General features: G+C 47.8%; 17 protein-coding genes. 9 read left to right on the top strand and 8 right to left on the bottom strand.

The annotated features are described in order from the left end of the window. The first annotated feature begins 176 nt into the window (after positions 1-176). The 6 genes from L1N97_RS01980 to L1N97_RS01955 all read left to right on the top strand — a co-directional run bounded on the left by L1N97_RS01980 (position 177) and on the right by L1N97_RS01955 (position 7,117). Positions 177-1,466, top strand: a complete 1,290-nt coding sequence (locus tag L1N97_RS01980; RefSeq protein ID WP_236128677.1) for a PqiA/YebS family transporter subunit — start codon at positions 177-179, stop codon at positions 1,464-1,466. Continuing rightward, positions 1,463-3,136 carry an intermembrane transport protein PqiB gene (gene pqiB / locus L1N97_RS01975; protein WP_236128676.1) on the top strand — a complete coding sequence of 558 codons (1,674 nt, stop codon included), beginning with the start codon at positions 1,463-1,465 and terminating at the stop codon, positions 3,134-3,136. The genes L1N97_RS01980 and pqiB overlap by 4 nt, the downstream gene beginning before the upstream one ends. Beyond that, the gene (locus L1N97_RS01970) at positions 3,133-3,690 is read left to right on the top strand and encodes a PqiC family protein (protein WP_236128675.1); all 558 of its coding nucleotides are present in this window, start codon (positions 3,133-3,135) and stop codon (positions 3,688-3,690) included. The genes pqiB and L1N97_RS01970 overlap by 4 nt, the downstream gene beginning before the upstream one ends. A gap of 219 nt (positions 3,691-3,909) precedes the next feature. Continuing rightward, positions 3,910-4,152: an oxaloacetate decarboxylase subunit gamma gene (locus L1N97_RS01965; protein WP_226749670.1), complete on the top strand. Its 243-nt coding sequence runs from the start codon at positions 3,910-3,912 to the stop codon at positions 4,150-4,152. A 21-nt stretch (positions 4,153-4,173) separates the two neighbouring features. Next, positions 4,174-5,958, top strand: a complete 1,785-nt coding sequence (gene oadA, locus L1N97_RS01960) for a sodium-extruding oxaloacetate decarboxylase subunit alpha (protein WP_236128674.1) — start codon at positions 4,174-4,176, stop codon at positions 5,956-5,958. 28 nt (positions 5,959-5,986) lie between these two features. After that, positions 5,987-7,117: a sodium ion-translocating decarboxylase subunit beta gene (locus tag L1N97_RS01955; RefSeq protein ID WP_236128673.1), complete on the top strand. Its 1,131-nt coding sequence runs from the start codon at positions 5,987-5,989 to the stop codon at positions 7,115-7,117. Between the two features lie 337 nt (positions 7,118-7,454). Here L1N97_RS01955 and L1N97_RS01950 read toward each other — a convergent pair whose 3' ends face one another. Next, the gene (locus L1N97_RS01950) at positions 7,455-8,822 is read right to left on the bottom strand and encodes a peptidoglycan DD-metalloendopeptidase family protein (RefSeq protein ID WP_229585441.1); all 1,368 of its coding nucleotides are present in this window, start codon (positions 8,820-8,822) and stop codon (positions 7,455-7,457) included. Between the two features lie 146 nt (positions 8,823-8,968). Here L1N97_RS01950 and tyrS point away from each other — a divergent pair, with 146 nt between their 5' ends. Beyond that, on the top strand, positions 8,969-10,171 hold the full coding sequence (gene tyrS, locus L1N97_RS01945) for a tyrosine--tRNA ligase (protein ID WP_236128672.1): 1,203 nt from the start codon (positions 8,969-8,971) through the stop codon (positions 10,169-10,171). Positions 10,172-10,194: 23 nt separating this feature from the next. Next, positions 10,195-11,829 (top strand): penicillin binding protein PBP4B, encoded by a 1,635-nt coding sequence (pbp4b, locus tag L1N97_RS01940; RefSeq protein WP_236128671.1) that lies wholly within the window; start codon positions 10,195-10,197, stop codon positions 11,827-11,829. Here the strand turns inward: pbp4b and L1N97_RS01935 are convergent. From L1N97_RS01935 to L1N97_RS01925, 3 genes are read right to left on the bottom strand one after another with little or no spacing between them, the layout of a single operon-like run. Further along, positions 11,824-13,143, bottom strand: a complete 1,320-nt coding sequence (locus L1N97_RS01935; RefSeq protein WP_236128670.1) for a mechanosensitive ion channel family protein — start codon at positions 13,141-13,143, stop codon at positions 11,824-11,826. The genes pbp4b and L1N97_RS01935 overlap by 6 nt on opposite strands. A 12-nt stretch (positions 13,144-13,155) precedes the next feature. After that, the gene (locus L1N97_RS01930; protein ID WP_229585445.1) at positions 13,156-14,058 is read right to left on the bottom strand and encodes an AEC family transporter; all 903 of its coding nucleotides are present in this window, start codon (positions 14,056-14,058) and stop codon (positions 13,156-13,158) included. Then, positions 14,058-14,342 carry a GIY-YIG nuclease family protein gene (locus L1N97_RS01925; protein WP_229585446.1) on the bottom strand — a complete coding sequence of 95 codons (285 nt, stop codon included), beginning with the start codon at positions 14,340-14,342 and terminating at the stop codon, positions 14,058-14,060. Before L1N97_RS01925 ends, L1N97_RS01930 begins: the two co-directional genes overlap by 1 nt. A 55-nt stretch (positions 14,343-14,397) precedes the next feature. On the opposite strand from L1N97_RS01925, the gene L1N97_RS01920 reads away from it, so the two are divergent. Next, positions 14,398-15,666 carry a DEAD/DEAH box helicase gene (locus L1N97_RS01920; protein ID WP_236128669.1) on the top strand — a complete coding sequence of 423 codons (1,269 nt, stop codon included), beginning with the start codon at positions 14,398-14,400 and terminating at the stop codon, positions 15,664-15,666. A 20-nt stretch (positions 15,667-15,686) separates the two neighbouring features. Here L1N97_RS01920 and L1N97_RS01915 read toward each other — a convergent pair whose 3' ends face one another. The 4 genes from L1N97_RS01915 to aguB all read right to left on the bottom strand — a co-directional run bounded on the left by L1N97_RS01915 (position 15,687) and on the right by aguB (position 18,603). Then, positions 15,687-16,163, bottom strand: a complete 477-nt coding sequence (locus L1N97_RS01915) for a GNAT family N-acetyltransferase (RefSeq protein WP_236128668.1) — start codon at positions 16,161-16,163, stop codon at positions 15,687-15,689. A gap of 33 nt (positions 16,164-16,196) precedes the next feature. Beyond that, on the bottom strand, positions 16,197-16,475 hold the full coding sequence (locus L1N97_RS01910) for a peptidylprolyl isomerase (protein ID WP_236128667.1): 279 nt from the start codon (positions 16,473-16,475) through the stop codon (positions 16,197-16,199). 131 nt (positions 16,476-16,606) lie between these two features. Further along, complete coding sequence (aguA, locus tag L1N97_RS01905; RefSeq protein WP_236128666.1) at positions 16,607-17,719, bottom strand: agmatine deiminase; 1,113 nt, start codon at positions 17,717-17,719, stop codon at positions 16,607-16,609. Further along, positions 17,716-18,603: an N-carbamoylputrescine amidase gene (gene aguB / locus L1N97_RS01900; protein ID WP_226749684.1), complete on the bottom strand. Its 888-nt coding sequence runs from the start codon at positions 18,601-18,603 to the stop codon at positions 17,716-17,718. The genes aguA and aguB overlap by 4 nt, the downstream gene beginning before the upstream one ends. Between the last annotated feature and the right edge of the window lie 53 nt (positions 18,604-18,656).

The following is an 18,656-nucleotide window of genomic DNA, read 5'->3' as shown; positions in this document are numbered from 1 at the left end:
TCTGATGCAAATGAAATTTGCGGTTACTTTGAGTCATTTATATTAAGAGATAAAGGCGTAAAGCGAAACGCCATAGTTTTGCAATAATGCCGCTACCCGTGGCCATGATATTTAGTCGTTTGATTTTCGAAAATATGCTATAACAACAACATAGTTCCTCGAGGGCAAATTCATTCGTGTCCATCGCTAACGGTCAAACGCTTCCACCATCTTTTTCTGCTGCTTCAGCGCCAAACGACGAATTGGTGCTGTGCCGGCATTGTGATTTATTACAACAATTACCCAGTTTACAAGCCGGACAAGAAGCGCACTGTCGCCGTTGTCATTCTCGGCTGGATGCACGACAGCCACAGCCCATCTTACGCCCAGTCTCTTATGCGGCTTCGGCGCTGTTTATGTTGTTAATGGCGAATTTATTTCCTTTCGTCAGTATGGGCTTAGCCGGTAACCATAGCGAAATGCATTTTTTTGATGCGTCCTCGGTATTGTTTAATGAGTACCACCAAAGCTTAGCAATCTTAGTTTGGTTATTTATTCAAGCGGTTCCGGCATTTTGCATGGTGGCAGTGATTTATTTAAAGTTGGGTATGGTTTACCGTTTGCCAGCACGTATTTGGGTGGCCCGCGTGCTGTTTATGTTGAAGCCGTGGAGTATGGTGGACATCTTTTTGATGGGGTTGTTAATCAGCTTTGTTAAGTTGGTTGCCGATGCCGATATTTCACTGGGTCCAAGCTTTTGGGCTTTTTGTTTATTTTGTTTATTTCATTTACGTACTTTTCAGGTGATCGACCGCCATCAACTCTGGTCGAAGATTGCGCCGAGCCCGCAACCGGCGGTAGCGGCGAAAGTCGGGCAAAGTGGTTTAAGCCAACAGCTAAAATTATGCCAGTGTTGCACCGCGATTATGCGTGAGCAGCGCACGCATTGTCCGCGCTGTCATAGCCGGGTGTATGCCCGTAATCCTGCGAGCTTGCAGCGTACACTCGCACTTTTGCTGGCGGCTTGTATTTTGTATATACCGGCAAATTTGTTACCCATAATGCGTACGGTCTCTTTTGGCAGTATTACCGACTCAACCATCATTAGTGGTTTATTGTTAATGTGGCAAGACGGCGAATATCCGGTGGCGATTGTGATATTGTTAGCCAGTGTGGTGGTGCCCATAGTGAAAATCATCGTGATGTTCTGGTTATGCTATTTGACAAAGTACCCCACAGCCAGACAAGGTAAGATGAGCACGCAAATTTATTTATTGGTGGATTGGGTAGGACGCTGGTCCATGGTCGATGTGTTAGTGGTGGCCATTTTGGCAGCTTTGGTGCGGTTCGGTTTGCTGATGAGCGTCTATCCCGGAGTGGGGGCGTTAGTATTTGCTGCAGTGGTGGTGATTACCATGTTGGCGGCAATAAGTTTTGATCCGCGTTTGCTGTGGGATCAGCAAGCTGAGACAAGGAGAGATGTGTGACAGAGGCAGAGTTAGTGCAGGCCGATGTAAGTCCGATCAAGCAGTGGTCGCCGATTTGGGTAGTACCTATCGTCGCTATCCTCATTGGTTTGTGGATGTTATATAACCATTTTCAGCAACAAGGCGCGATGTTGTTGCTCGTGGCAGAAAACGCGGAAGGTATTGTTGCCGGTAAAACCCAAATTAAGAATCGTAATGTCGATGTTGGGCAGGTGGTCTCGGTTGAATTGAGTGAAGATCTTAGTCAAGTGATGATCAAAGCGCGTATGAAGCCGAATGTGACGCCATTGTTAAACGAAGCGTCACAGTTTTGGGTGGTGAAACCCCAAATTGGTCGAGGTGGTGTAACCGGCTTAAATACCCTGATGTCGGGCTCTTATATTGAATTACAACCCGGTGATGCGACTCGGGTGGTGCTCACCCATCCGTTATTAAATACCCCACCCGTTGCTTCAGCTGATGCACCTGGCGTGCGTGTAAAATTACAAACCTCTGATGCGGGCGGCTTAACCATTGGTGATCCGGTGTTATACCGAGGCTATGAAGTGGGCACCGTGGAAAGCAGCGAATTTGAACTAAGCACGCGCAGCACGCATTATCAGTTATATATCAAACAACCTTTTGACGTGTTGGTTACTGAAAATGTGCGGTTTTGGCTAAGCAGTGGTTTGTCTATCGACTTATCGGCAGAAGGTCTGTCAGTGGATGTGGGCTCTGCCGCGACCTTACTGAGCGGCGGTGTCAGTTTTGATGTGCTAGATGGTTGGCCTGTTGGTGCCGCGGCCGAAAATGGTACCGAGTTTCAGTTGTTTCCGGATAAGCAAAGCATCCAAGATGGTATGTATTATCAGTTTGTAGAGTATCTGGTCTTTTTTGATGAATCGGTACGCGGCTTAAAGGCCGGTGCGCCGGTTGAGTTTCGAGGGGTGCGAGTAGGTACCGTTACCAGTGTACCGTTCTTTTTCGCGATGAAAAAACCGTTTGAAGTCTCGTTGAATCAAGGGGTGCCCGTTCTGTTAAGAATTGAAGCCGGCCGGCTTTATGAAAACCTCACCTTAGCGCAATTGGGCAATGAACTTAGCCAGGCGGTAAGTCGTGGCCTTCATGCCGTATTAAAAACCGGTAATTTATTAACGGGAGCACTCTATGTCGATTTGGATATCAACAGCGAGCTCTTAGCCGATAGTCGGCAACAAGCGTTATATAACGAGCAATTGTTGTTAAGTCGCCAGGCGGGCTATCCCAGCTTACCCTCAGCGCGCAGCGGTTTTAGTAACATTGAGCAAAAAGTGCTGATGGCACTGGATAAAATCAATAATCTACAATTAGAAGAATTCTTAACGCAGGGCCAACAAACCTTGGCAGCAACAGAGCAAATGCTAGCCAGCAGTGAGCAGTTATTAGCGACCTTACAGCAGTTTGTTAGCCAACCTGAGTTACAACAGTTACCGAGTGAATTGCAGCAAAGCTTAACCGACTTACGCCAAGCGTTAGCCGGAGTAAGCCCGGGGTCAACCGCTTATGAACGAGCGGGAATGAATTTGCAAATGATGGATCAGGTACTAAGAGAGTTACAACCGGTGTTGAAAATGCTGAATCAGCAAAGCAATGCCTTACTGATCAATGCCAGTGATAATGCCGATCCGCAGCCAAGGAAAGCTCAACAATGAAACTACATTTACTTGTCATATTGGCCTTGCTGATCACCTTAAGTGCCTGCAGCAACACTGTTAATGGTACACGTTATTATCAGGTTGCAGCACCAAGTGCCAAGCCAGTCGAGCCAGCAGCGATAGCCGCATTAGCCATTGCGCCAGTGAGAGTGGCGAGTTATTTAAATGGCAGTGGTTTAGTGGTGCAACAATCAACGGTCGAGTTTAGTATCGCGCGACAGCATCTGTGGACAGATTCTTTAGAGCAGCAGCTGCAACGTCAGCTTACCGAATATTTATTGACCAGTGTGCCAAAGCTGGCGTTATTGCCACAACCGACGGCACAAGTTGCGCTATTACGCTTAGATATTGACCGTTTTTATGCCGATGCAGCTGGTCAGGCTGTGGTTAGTGGCCGTTACAGTATTAGTGACGAACAACGGGTGCAAACACAAGCCTTTTTGTATCAGGTACCGTTGGCCGATGCCGGTTATCCTGCCATGGTAAACGCCTTGAGTATAGGCTGGCAGCAGTTATTACAGGACATCACCTTAGCCGTGCAGCAGCATTAACGTAAGTGGGATTATATTTAGCTGTTTGGATGTCTAGAAATTTAAACGGCCTAACTCTTGACGCTAAGCTGGCAATCGGCTAAAAAGACCTATAGTAAGTATCACGCTAATTTATTTTATTATCACAACAGTTTAGACCATACTCTTTTAACTATTGTCTAACGCTTGCTAAGGTTTTTAAGCAAGCGCCACTGTGTAAACACGTTGAGGAATTTAACGATGGTTGCTGATTTACTGTTTGAAGCAGCGGGATTGATGCTGATAGGCATGGTCTCGGTGTTTACTTTTCTCTTTTTGCTGGTGGTGTTACTGCAACTCATGAGCAAAACGATCCAGCGTTATTTCCCTGTTAAACAAACCGAAAAATCATCTCACGTCAGCACAACGGCTGCCGGCGGTGTTTCCCCTACTATCATTGCTGCTATTAGCGCTGCAGTGCATCAGTACCGTCAAAAACAATAAACAGACCAAGAGGATACTGGCATGACGAAGCCTTTGTTATTAACCGAGCTGGTGTTGCGCGATGCACACCAATCGTTGTTGGCTACCCGCTTACGTTTAGAAGATATGCTGCCAATCGCCAGCAAGTTAGATAAAGTCGGTTACTGGTCAATGGAGTCTTGGGGTGGGGCCACCTTCGATTCTTGTATACGTTATTTAGGTGAAGATCCTTGGCATCGCATTCGCGAATTAAAAAAAGCCATGCCAAACACCAAGCAACAAATGTTGTTACGCGGTCAAAACTTACTGGGTTATCGCCACTATGCCGATGATGTTGTCACGCGCTTTGTTGAACGCGCTCACGACAACGGTGTAGATGTATTCCGCATCTTTGATGCCATGAACGATATTCGTAATTTGCAAACCGCAGTACAAGCGGCCATCAAGGTGGGCGCGCATGCCCAAGGCACCATTTCTTATACCGTCAGCCCAGTGCATACCATTGATATGTGGTTGAATATGGCGCGGCAGTTAGAAGATATGGGTTGTGACTCCATTTGTATTAAAGACATGGCCGGTTTACTTAAACCTTATACCTGTGAAGAGTTAATTACCCGTTTAAAAGAAGAAGTAAAAATACCCATTGCCATGCAATGTCATGCCACCACCGGTTTAAGCACCGCTACGTATCAAAAAGCCATTGATGCGGGTATTGATATGCTTGATACCGCCATTTCTTCTATGAGTATGACCTATGGTCACACTGCAACGGAAACAATGGTTGCAATCACTGAAGGCACAGAACGTGATACCGGCTTGAATATGGAGCTGATGGCAGAAATTGCGGCTTACTTCCGTGATGTTCGAACGAAATATGCCCAGTTTGAAGGCTCATTAAAAGGCGTTGACGCCCGTATTTTGTTAGCGCAAGTGCCCGGTGGCATGCTCACCAATATGGAAAGTCAGTTAAAAGAACAAGGCGCCATCGAGAAATTGGATGACGTACTGAAAGAAATCCCTCGCGTGCGCGAAGATCTGGGTTTCTTACCGTTAGTCACACCGACATCGCAAATTGTGGGTACCCAGGCGGTATTAAACGTCTTAACGGGCGAGCGCTATAAAACCATCACCAAAGAAACGGCGGGTGTGTTAAAAGGCGAATACGGTGCCACACCGGCGCCGGTTAATGCGGAATTACAAGAAAAGGTCTTGGCCGGTGGCAAAGCCATTACTTGCCGCCCTGCGGATGTATTAACGCCAGAGTTAGAGAAACTCACCGCAGAACTCACCGAACTCGCGAAAACCGAAAACATCGATTTAGCCACTGATACTGTTGATGACGTATTAACTTACGCCTTATTCCCACAAGTGGGCTTGAAGTTCCTAAAAAATCGTAACAATCCGGCGGCGTTTGAGCCTGCACCGGTTATGCCTTCTTCTTCAGCAAAACCCAAAGTGGCAGAGCGTCAACCACAGGCTAACACCGGCCCAGCGAGCTATAGCGTGCGGGTAGACGGTAAAGTGTATGAGGTTGATGTTGCGCCAACAGGTGAATTAAGCAGCGTTAAACCGGTGGTATCTGAAAATATCCCTGGTAGCGCCTCGGTTACCGGTAGTGCAACGTTAAATGCCCCCTTAGCCGGTAATATCTGGAAAATCGTGACCAAGCCGGGTGCCAGCGTGCAACGGGGTGATGTGGTGATCATTATGGAAGCGATGAAGATGGAAACTGAAGTGCGGGCGGTGGCCAATGGTACTGTCTCGAAAATTCATGTTGCGGCCGGTGACTCTGTCACGACCGGCGATGTGCTAATCAGTTTTGATTAATGCAGTGTTGAGATAACAAGGATTTCTGATGGAAGCTATTCAAACACTGATTGACTCAACGGGGTTAGTGCACTTTAGCCCTGGCCAAATCATTATGATGTTGGTTGGGGTGCTGCTGCTGTTTTTGGCTATCGCCAAAGGTTTTGAGCCCTTGTTGTTAGTTCCGATTGGCTTTGGCGCAATCTTAACTAACGTACCCTTAGCCGGTATGGGTGAGCCTGGAGGGGTACTCTATCTGTTTTATGATATGGGTATTACCTCGGGTTTATTCCCGTTGCTCATTTTCCTGGGGGTGGGTGCTTTAACCGACTTTAGCGCTTTAATTGCTAATCCGCGGATGTTGTTTTTAGGGGCCGCCGCGCAGTTTGGTATTTTTGCTACGCTACTTGGGGCTATCGCACTGAACTGGGTACCCGGTTTAAGTTTTACCATGAAAGAGGCTTCAGCGATTGCCATTATTGGTGGCGCTGATGGTCCAACGGCGATCTTTTTAGCATCGCGCTTAGCGCCTGATTTGCTTGGCGCTATTGCGGTAGCCGCATACTCTTATATGGCGCTGGTGCCGCTGATCCAGCCTCCTATTATGCGAGCATTAACCACACCAGCAGAGCGGAAGATCCAAATGACACAACTGCGTGTGGTGTCTAAGCGCGAAAAGATCGTCTTTCCTTTACTGTTGTTAGTGCTCACTATTTTGTTATTGCCTACCGCCACGCCGTTAATTGGTATGTTTTGTTTAGGTAACTTAATGAAAGAGTGTGGTGTGGTCGACCGTTTAAGTAAAACCGCACAAAACGAGTTAATTAACATCGTTACCATCTTTTTAGGCCTAGCGGTCGGTTCACGTTTAAGTGCCGATAAATTCTTAACGACGCAAACCTTGGGCATCCTGATGCTGGGTATGGTGGCGTTTGCTATCGGTACCGCGGCCGGTGTGTTGATGGCGAAGTTAATGAATAAGGTATCAAAGCAAAGTATCAACCCGTTGATTGGCTCTGCTGGGGTATCCGCGGTACCGATGGCCGCACGGGTATCGAACAAAGTGGGTTTAGAAGCTGATCCACATAACTTCTTGTTAATGCATGCGATGGGACCGAACGTAGCCGGTGTTATCGGCTCAGCTGTGGCTGCCGGTATCTTGCTAGCCTTAGTCGGCTAATGATTACGCCGTTAAGATTTTTGTGGTTATAACCAAAAGCCCTGCAGCTGCAGGGCTTTTTTATGGGCGACGATAACGCTGAAGTTCGCTAAAAGTGCTAGAGGTGTTGTTAAATCTGCCTTATGCACAGTACGCAGTGGATAGCAGCCTCAAGGCGGATAGACGTTGGATTACTGGCTTGGTCTGCCTGTGTGTCACCGCCTTGATTTACAATTTCATGCGTCAAGGTTTATGGCAGCATAACGTTGTTTAAAATGCGCATTGGTGTTGAGGCAGAAAAACAGCAGGTGCAGAAGTAAAGCGGTCTCGCTTTGACATAGCGAGACCTTAAATGCGTTTAGTTAGCGACCAGTGGTGCTGCAGGTTGCTCTTGGCTCGCTAGGTATTGCTGATGTTGTTGTTGCAGCTCGGCCAATACGGTACTGGCGGTTAGCATAAACTGTTGCTTGTCTTTACCTTGTAGTGGCAGTGCTTCTGGTAATTTCACAGTACGCGGATTACGGTGCACGCCATCGAGCATAAATTCATAATGTAAATGCGCGCCAGTTACACGGCCAGTTGCCCCTAATTTACCAATGCTTTGACCTTGGCGCACACGTTCACCGGTTTTCACTAAGCGTTTCGATAAATGCAGATATTTGGTAACGATGTTATTGGCGTGTTGAATAAACACATAGTGGCCATTTAAGCTGTTGTAGGCTGATTTTGTGACCTTGCCATCACCTGCCGCCATAATGGGGGTGCCGACTGGCGCCACATAATCAGTACCATTATGTGCCCGGACAGTGCCTAACACCGGATGTAAGCGGCGTGGATTAAAGTTAGAGCTAACGTATTGAAAGCTAACCGGCGCGCGCAAAAAAGCCTGGCGCATACTCATGCCATCGGGTTTGTAGTAGTTACCATCGCTATGGCGAATAGCCTGATACACCTGGCCCTGATTGCTGAATTGCGCCGCTAAAATGGTGCCATTACCCAGAAATTCACCTTCAACGTAGTCGGCATTATAGAGCACAGAGAAATAATCGCCCGCGCGAATGTCTAACGCAAAATCGATATCCCAGCCAAAAATGCCGGCAAGTTGCATAATCTGCGCATCGGTTAAGCCTGCGGCTAAACCGGCACTCCAAAAATTACTGCGAATTTCGGCACTGGTGAATTGTTGGCGTTGTTCTACGGGCTTACGTAATTCTTCTACCGTGAAGTTGCCCTCAAGGCCGCGGTTGATTTGTAAGGTAGTCAGGCGATCAATGGCATAACGCAATTGTTGTAATTCGCCTTGCTCATCCAAACCAAATTCCAGTTTTTCACCGGGATAAAGCCGAGTTAACGTGCGTGTTGTTTTGCCTAAATCTAAAATGCTCAGCATAGTTTGCTGGCTAACATTGGCTTTGCGAAACAGGCTAGATAAGATATCGCCACTTTGCACTTCGAGCGTGGTCCACTGTAAACCCCGTTGTTCGATAACTAGTTCGGGTAATTCCGGCACCTCATCACTTACTTCAGGTAAAGCCGCTAAGGGGGTTTCAGCGGGGAGGTTCAGTTCAACACTGTAGGTGTTGCTGATGGCTAAGCTGCTGTGTTCGGAACCGCGAGAGGCAGAGGCTTGCTCGGACGGTAAAAGTAGCAAAATAGCAATAAAAACAGAAACCAGCAGAATTAGCAGGCGATGACGAGAAGGAATTTGAGCGACTAATTGCTGCATAATAACCACAATATCTCAGAATGCACAAAAAGCGAGCATATCTGTTTTTTTTCGAAGATACCAGACTTTTGTGCGTTTCACCTCGGCGGCACATGCGATAGAATGGCCGTTATCTGAGCAAAAATATTTATTCTTAGGAGTTAAAAATGGCCGATTGGGCACAGGCATTAGCAGAGCTAAAACGCGGTTGCGAGGAAATTCTGCTTGAAGAAGAGCTAATTGCCAAATTAAAGGAAGGCAAACCTCTTAAGATCAAGGCGGGCTTCGATCCGACGGCGCCTGATTTACATTTAGGCCATACGGTACTGATTAATAAATTGCGTACTTTTCAACAGTTAGGCCATGAAGTCATCTTCTTAATTGGTGACTTTACCGGCATGATTGGCGATCCGAGTGGTAAAAATGTCACGCGTAAGCCTTTAAGCCGCGAAGAGGTGTTGGCTAACGCTGAAACCTATAAAGAACAAGTATTTAAAATTCTGGATCCGGCCAAAACGCGGGTCGCTTTTAATTCTGAGTGGATGGAGAAATTAGGCGCTGCCGGCATGATCAAACTAGGATCACGCCAAACCGTCGCGCGTATGCTAGAGCGTGATGATTTTAAAAAGCGTTTTGCTAACAATCAGTCCATCGCTATTCACGAATTTCTGTATCCGTTAGTACAGGGTTGGGATTCTGTTGCCTTAGAAGCCGATGTTGAAATGGGGGGCACCGATCAACGCTTTAACTTGTTGATGGGGCGTGAGCTGCAAAAAGATGAAGGCATGCGGCCACAAACGGTCATGATGGTGCCCTTACTGGAAGGTTTAGACGGTGTGCAGAAAATGTCTAAATCTTTAGGTAATTACATTGGTATTACCGATGCACCGAACGAGATGTTTGGTAAAGTCATGTCTATCTCTGACGTGTTAATGTGGCGTTACTACGACTTATTGAGTTTCCGCCCGCTAACTGAGATTGCACAGTTGAAACACGATGTGGCAGCAGGGTTGAATCCGCGCGATGTGAAAATTGCTTTAGCTAAAGAATTAATCAGTCGTTTTCACGACGCTGCGGCGGCTGAAGCGGCCCATCAAGACTTTATTCAGCGTTTTAGTAAAAATGCCTTGCCAGATGACATTGCCGAAATCACCTTAAGCTGTGATGAGCCCAGCATGCCCATTGCTAACCTGTTAAAGGCGGCTGGCTTGGTGGAGAGTACCTCTGAAGCGCTGCGCATGATCAAACAAGGCGCGGTGAAGTTAGACGGCGAAACCAAGGTTACTGATGCTAAGTTAGATATTGCCAAAGGCACTTGCCAAATTTATCAGGTAGGTAAACGTAAATTTGCTAAGGTCACCTTAGCGTAAGTAAAACGAAAAGGGCTGAACCTATGCTGTCACTGCGCACCTTGCTGTTAAGTTTAAGTTTGTGCCTGCTGGCAGGATGCAGTCTGTTTGGTTGGTCACGTTTTGCCGTACCTCTGCCGTTAACCCCAGCGGAGCAACTGGCCTTAGCCGAAGGGCATGGCCAGTTACAACTTACCTGGCCAGAGCAGCGCAGTGAGCGCAGTAAGCTTAATAACACCCGCAGTTTTTTAGCTTATGCTGGGCAGGGTGAAATACTGATTGATTTGCAGCAAGCCACAGAGTTGCTGTTGCAAGTTAATCAACAACTTATTCGGGTGCAACGCCCGGCTGATGGTCGACCGGTAAAGATTGATGTATCACGTTATACCCGCAATGGTGAAAACCGTCTGCGTTATCTCAGCAGCGTTCCTGCTTCAGCTGAAGTCAAACTGAGCCTGCCATTTCCTACGTTACGCACCGATTTACAGCAATATGCCTTGGCGTTTCAGCCGATAGATCAGTTAATCGAGACGGAGATTGCCGAGGGGTTTCCGGGGGCCGTCTTGTTGGTGGTTAAAGATGGCGTGGTGATTAAACACAGTGCCTATGGTTATAGCCAGCGTTATGCCGATGATGGCCGTGGTGTCTCAAAGCCCGAGCCCATGCAGCACTACACGCTGTTTGATATCGCCTCTAATACTAAAATGTATGCCACTAACTATGCCTTGATGCAGTTGGTAAGCCAAGGCAAGTTAGATGTGACTAAACCCATCCAGCATTATTTACCCGATTATCAGGGCGAAGGGCGTGAGCAGCGTTTGGTCAGCGATTTGCTGTATCATATTGCCGGTTATCCGCCTGAGGTGCATTTTTTTCGCCCCGACAACCGACACGGCGCTGCGTTTTATTCGCTAAACAAAGCGCACACCGAGCACTTAATTTTAACGCAAGTTCCCTTTGCGACTGAGCGCGGCGCGCAGTCGGTGTACAGCGATGTCGATTATATGTTGCTTGGTATGCTGATTGAGAAAATAAGCGCACAGCCTTTAGATGTGTTTGTTCGGCAGCAATTTTATCAGCCGTTAGGTTTGGCTGATACTTTGTTTAATCCGTTGCAGCACGGTGTGGCAGTAACACGGATTGCCGCAACCGAATTACAAGGCAATAGCCGAGGTGGCCGTGTCAGTTTTCCTGCTAATCGCCAAGGGGTGCTGCGGGGCGAAGTGCATGACGAAAAAGCGTTTTATTCTTTTCAAGGTGTCGCTGGGCATGCTGGCTTATTTAGCACTGCGGCAGATTTATCGGTGTTGATGTCAGTGGCGTTGCAGGGCGGTGGCTATGGTTGGCAACGCTTCTTTGATCAAGCGACGATACAGCAGTTTGTGGCAGCCTCTCCTTATGATCATCAATATGCGCTGGGTTGGCGTACTGCAGTTCAGGGCGATTTAGCATGGCATTTTGGCGCTTATGCCAGTCAATATGCCTACGGCCATACCGGCTGGACCGGAACCGCAACGGTGATCGATCCAGCGCATAATCTGCTGGTGGTGCTACTGACCAATAAAAAACACAGCCCGATAGTGGCTGACGGTGAGGGGTATTACTTTAGTGGCGACCGGTTTGAAACCGGCCGCTACGGCAGTATTATGACGATGATTTATCAGGCCTTGCAGTTATAGCTCATCGCTAATATCACTGGGCAAATGGTCTGAGCGCGGTTTACTCGGCCAGCTTTTAATGTGCAAATCACGCTGTGGATACGGAATAGTAATATTATTGGCTTTAAAGATGCGCCAAATAGCCACGTTAATATCCGATTTCACCGCAGCGGTGCCGTTTTCCATATCACCAATCCACACGCGTAATTGCAGTTCAATGCCGCTGTCGGCAAACTCCATTAAACGGACAGTAGGGGCGGGCTCCGTTAATACCCGAGCGGAGGCTTGGGCGCATTCGAGCATAAGAGCCATGGCTTGCTCTGGGTCGTCGTCGTAGCTAATTTGCACTTTAATCACTACGCGCACGAACGGATCGGCGTAACTCCAGTTAATCACCTCGTTCGTGATCATATTTTCGTTCGGGATTAAGGTATCTACCCCTTCACGGTTACGTACCACTAAGTAGCGTGCATTCAGTTGTTCAACCCAACCAAACTTATCGCCCACCGAGATAATATCGCCGGGTTTAATAGAACGGTCGAGTACCAGAATAAAGCCGCTAATAAAGTTAGAGGCGATCCGCTGTAAACCAAAACCTAAACCAACACCCAGAGCACCACCAAATACTGCCAGTGAGCTAAGGTTAATGCCTACGGCATTTAACGCGACTAAAAACGCCACCGTAATTAAGAAAAACTTGGTGAACTTAGCAAATCCAACCCGCATACTCGGGCTAATAGAATGTGTACGTTCCAGTTTATTGGTAATTAGTGTGGAGAGCCAAAGCGCTAAGGTAAAGGCTAAGGCAATCATAAACAGCAGTTTCATTACCGATAGCACAGAGATACGGCTTTCACCGACAGTCAATGCGAAACTATCCAGCATAACGATAACGGCCGGTAACCAACCGACTAAATGTAATACAACGGCTAACCAGATCAGCACCGATAACACGCTTTCGGATGACTTAAGTAAAGGGCTTACCGAAAACGCTTTACGTAGCAGATAAATACAAAAGCGGATCATGGCTAAGGCCAACAAGATAGGCGTAGCGAACCCTAACAACTCCATCGGCAGTTCTTGTTGCACAAAGGCGGTTTTAATGGGGATTAACACCAGTAAGGCGATTAACGGCCACAGTAAACGCTGTAAACTGCGAATGGCCAGATGCCGAAACGTAGCACCTTGTAATTGATGTTTTTCTAACGCCCGTTGTAGGCGTTGATTACTGAAAGAGGCAATGAGTAACGCTACGGTCAGTGCAACGAGTTGATACCAATTTTCTTTTTGCTGAATGATGGTCAGCACCTGTGTGTATAACGTTTCCCAGTCCATGTCTTCCTCGAATTATTGTAATAGCCAAAAGACTATAGGTAAGCTTACCAGACCAAAGAGAATACCAAAACCGATAACGCCACTTACCAACCTAGGCGCTAAACCGGCCATAATGGCAATAGCACCGGCCGAGATCATCGGCGGCATTGCCGCTTGAAAAATACTGATGGTCACCGCCAACCCCTCTTGCCCCAGCGCCCGCCAAATTAACCATGCGCTCAGTGGCATCACGGCTAACTTAATCATTAAGGCACTGAGTAACGGCACGATCTCATCTTTGTTAAAACGAAAACTCAACTGAAAACCTACCGCTATCATCACTACCGGCACCAGCGTCGCGGCCAAATTATCAACTAAAGTAATGGCCAGTGGTGGCAGGGTCATATCACGGATCAGTAACCCTACCATCAGAGCTATAAACGAGGGAAAACTAATGATTTTCCAGATGATGGCTTTCGCGTTAGGCTTGTTCATCGTTGGGCTGTAGATGGCCGCAACGATGGTGACATAGGTTGCTAGCGCAATAAAAGAGCCAATTTGATCATAGACCACCGCATAGGGCATGGCGACGCTGCCAAATAAGGCTTCGGTCATCGGAAAGCCTAAGAACGAAGTATTACCCAGCGGCAGAATGATTAACAACGCGCCTGTCACTTCACGCGACCAGTTAAAGAATTTACTGAGCAGTAGCACCAGTGCCACCACAACAAGTAAAAGCAACCAGGGCGTGATGGCTGGGATGAGCAGTGAAAACGAGAATTCTAATAACTTTATATTTTTCAGGATCAACGCCGGCAACGCCACGTACAGCACGTAAATATTCAGTACAATACCGCTATTTTGCGGCATGGCGGGTTGGCGCCGTAATAAAAAGCCGATGACCAGATAGGCTAAAACTAAATAAAAATTATCCATTATTGCTCGCTAATTAACTGCTCTTTTTCAGCTTTGCTCAGCTGTTTTAACTGGTATTCTGCCTGACTGGCACTGGCGCGATCCGGATAGCAACGTTGATAAACCAGTGTTAAGGGGCCTTTACCGCGCAGCGCTTTGGCGCCCCCTTTAATTTCACCGGCGTGTTGACGCAGGCGTCGCTTCGGATCAACGGTGATACCCGTATACAGCTGTCCAGCCGCAGTGCGTACCATATACAACACCCAAGCTGGGCTGGGTGTGGCAATATCTTGTAAAGCGCTCATCTGCTATACTCACACATCATTTAGATGTTAGCTGTTTTGATTTCTGGAATTACACATGGTGTTTCAATCTCTGGCTCTGGCTGAGCCTATTTTACGCGCTTTAGCTGAACAGGGCTATGCTAGCCCAACACCGGTACAGCAAGAAAGTATTCCACCGATTTTACAAGGTAAAGATGTGCTCGCGGGCGCCCAAACCGGCACCGGGAAAACAGCGGCATTTACCTTACCACTGCTGCAACAGCTTCTCAATGCACCTAAGGTCTTACGCCCCGCGCAAGTGCGCGTGTTGGTATTAACACCCACCCGTGAATTGGCACAGCAAGTGTTCGAAAGTGTGCAAACCTACAGCCGGTATTTAAGCTGTCGCAGTGCCGTGTTCTATGGCGGGGTGTCGATTCGGCCGCAATATGATGAAGCTGAACGTGGCCTGGATATTCTGGTCGCAACACCAGGGCGTTTGATTGATCATTTACATCAAGAAACAGTCGATCTGAGCGAGCTAGAAGTGCTGGTGTTAGACGAAGCTGATCGCATGTTGGATATGGGCTTTGTGGTCGACATCAAACGCATTATGGCTAAGCTACCGGCTAAACGACAAACCCTGCTATTTTCGGCAACCTATTCTAAAGACATTAAACAGCTGGCAGATGAGCTGTTAAACAATCCCATCCAAATTGAAGTGGCTACGGCGAATGCCACCGCGGATCGGGTGGCGCAACAAGTGTATTTAGTTGATCGGCATCGCAAGCGCGAAATGATTTCACACCTGATTGGTGCGCGTAATTGGCAGCAAGTTTTGATTTTTGTGCGCACGAAACATGGTGCAGATCGACTGGCAAAGCAGTTACAAAAAGACGGTTTAAACACTGCGGCTATCCACGGTGATAAAGCGCAAGGTGCCAGACAGCGAGCCTTAGATGATTTTAAGCAAGGTAAGGTACGTGTTCTGGTAGCGACCGATATTGCTGCGCGCGGTTTAGATATTAACGAGCTACCTTATGTGGTGAATTATGATTTACCACAAATTGCGGAAGATTATGTGCATCGCATCGGGCGTACTGGCCGCGCCGGTTTAAGTGGCGAAGCCATTACCTTGATTGGCCCAGAAGAGCGTGGGGCTTTGCAAGAAATTGAAAAACTGACACAACAAGTGCTGCCAGCGAAAGTGTTGCCAGGCTATGAACACGACCCCAGTTTTGTGCCGCCGGCTGATCATTTACCGGGTAAGCCTGGTCAGCGCCAAGGGCGGCAAGATGGCGCTAAACGGCCATCGGCGGGTAAGGTTAAAGCGAAATTAAGAGCCAAAGCGTTGGGTAAAGCTTAAACTGAGCCACTAAACTGGGTTTAAGACGCTACGGCGTTAGCAGGGCGAACCATATAGCTGCAAAGCGGATGTAACTCGCCTTGCGGATGTAACTGCTCTACAAAACCGGCCTGTTGATAAGCTCGGATCGCAGCAGCGTTGCTGCGAAATACAAACAGCGACGCGCTCGCGGTGTTGAGTGTTAAGCCGGCTTGCCATTGTAATTTCCCAAGTAAAATCTGAATAAAACCATAGCCACGAAACCGTGGGTGAATCACCAACCGGCTCAGATGCGCATGACCGTGTTGCAAGGAATATTGGCCGAACCCCAATATTTGGCCATCGTCAGCTTGTAACAGGCAAGACGCCAGGCTTTCTAACTTAAGATCTTGCGCAAAGCTCTCAGCATTAAAAGGAAAACGAAAACCCGGGCCCGCCCAGTTGATTAATTCGGCTTCGCTATTAAACCAGCTCATTAACTCTGGCAGATGTGTGCGAGTGGCCGGTATTAATTGCATGGTTACTCCTTGGCAAAGCCTGAGCCTTTGGGTTTAATCGCGATACAGGGTTTTAATTAAATGAAAACCAAATTGGGTTTTGACCGGGCCTAATATTGCTAATACCGGCCCTTTAAAGACCGCATCATTAAAGGGTTTGACCATTTGCCCTTTACGAAACTCACCCAAGTCGCCGCCTTTTTTACCAGATGGGCATAACGAATGTTGCTTGGCCAGTTTGCTAAAGTCAGCACCTTTATCCAGCTGTCTTTTTAACTTCTCGGCTTGTTCGCGGGTTTTCACTAAAATATGTAGGGCACAGGCTTTGGCCATGGCTGAGGTTCCTTGCTGAGTAAGGTAAAGCGTTTAGCAATAAGTACAGCGCTTTGCTGTAAAAGCTAAGGGGTGATGATTAGCACCCCTTTGTTTGGCTTAACGGCAACACCTTTTCGCCAACGCGGTCATTAACCGGCCGGTTGCTGCTGAGTAATACAGTGGATATTGCCGCCACCGAGCAGAATTTCTCTGCCGGGTACCGTCACCACTTTGTGCAGAGGGAAAAGTGTCTGCAATATTGCTGCGGCAACCTGATCATTGGGATCATCAAAGGTTGGCAGGATCAAACCGCCATTACATAAATAAAAATTGATGTAAGAGCCGGCTAAACGGGCATTGGCTTCACGTGGAATGGCGGCCATCGACTGATCAACTGACGCATATTCCTCGGCTTTGGCCATGATAGGCGCTGGCACGGGCAGTTTATGCACCTTGATTTTGCGGCCTTTGGCATCGGTACTGGCTTCTAGATAGTCTAGTGCGGCTTTGCTACGAGCATACTGTGGATCAGACTGATCATCTGTCCAAGCTAACAGCACTTCACCCGGCTTAACAAAACAGGCCATATTATCCACATGGCCATCGGTTTCATCATTAAAGATGCCGTCTTCAAGCCATAACACCTTACTAATATTCAGATGTTCTGCTAATTGCTGTTCAATCTGCTCACGGCTTAAATGTGCGTTACGGTTAGCATTCAGTAAGCACTCTGCGGTAGTCAGTAGCGTGCCTTCACCATCAACATGGATTGCACCGCCTTCTAACACAAAGCCTTCGGTGCGATAGCGGGGCAGTTGCTCGATACCTAAAATCTTACTGGCGACTTGATCATCGCGATCCCAAGGGAAGTACAAACCGCCATTTAAACCACCCCAAGCGTTGAAGGTCCAATCGACGCCACGCACTTCACCTTGGCCATTGGTGACAAAGGTGGGGCCGGTATCACGACACCAAGCGTCATTATTAGAAATTTCCAACACACGGATCGGGTATTTAGTTTCTGCTTGGCTTAATTGCGCATAGGCATTGGCATATTGGGCAGCAGACACGCCAACGCTGACCGGTTCAAACCCGGCAATGGCTTTGATTACAGTAACAAAAGCAGCCTGCGCCGGTTTAGCGCCTAAACGCCAGCTGTCGGTACGCTCGGGCCAGACCATCCAGGTTTGTTTATGCGGTGCCCATTCAGGCGGCATACCAAAGCCATCTTGCTGTGGTGTACTGGTTAAGGTCCGGCTCACTTGCTGTTCTCCGGATTGATTTTGCCATCTTTGGTCAGTAACGCATCGTAGATATCAATGCGGCGATCACGGAAAACACCCCAAGCGCGACGCGTTGCCGCCACTTCGTCTAAATCAAAGGTATGCACGAGTACCGTTTCTTCGGTTTCATTGGCTTCTTTCACCTTGGCACCGGTATGGTCAGCAATAAAAGAGCTGCCATAGAACGTAATAGAGAAATCGCCTTCGGTTTCAGTACCGATACGGTTAGATACGATAACCGGTGTTAAGTTAGCAGCGGCATGGCCTTGTTGCGTACGTTGCCAGTGATCACGTGAGCTGATAGTGGCATCATGCGGTTCGCTACCGATAGCGGTGGGGTAGAAAATCAGTTCTGCGCCCATTAATGCCATGCTACGCGCGCATTCAGGGAACCATTGATCCCAACAAATACCGACGCCAACTTTGGCATATTGGGTATCCCACACTTTAAAACCGGTATCGCCTGGCGTGAAATAGTACTTTTCGCTGTAGCCTGGACCATCAGGAATATGACTTTTACGATAAATGCCCATATTGCTGCCATCGGCGTCTAACATCACCACGGTGTTGTATAAGCAGTTACCGGCACGTTCATAAATGCTGATCGGTAACACGACCGCCAGCTCTTTAGCCACCTTGGCAAAGTGTTTTACCGCGGCATTTTCAGCAACGGGGACTGCAAATGCTAAGTAGTCAGGCTTTTGCTTCTGGCAAAAGTAGTTACGTTCAAACAGCTCTTGGATCAGGATTATTTGCGCGCCTTGGGCGGCCGCTTCACGCACCAGCTTATCTGCTCGAGCAATATTTTCTTCCACATTCCAGCCACCCTGCATTTGGGTTGCAGCAACAGTTACATTTCGCATCCGCCATCTCCAATTCAATCGTTACCAAACTAAGCCAACAAGTTCGAGCCACC

Origin of the sequence: Rheinheimera sp. UJ63 (genome assembly GCF_021568285.1) — a bacterium.
GTDB classification, from domain to species: Bacteria; Pseudomonadota; Gammaproteobacteria; order Enterobacterales; family Alteromonadaceae; genus Alishewanella; species Alishewanella maricola.
Note: the sequence above shows the minus strand (reverse complement) of the source record. Positions and strands in the feature narration are given on the sequence as shown.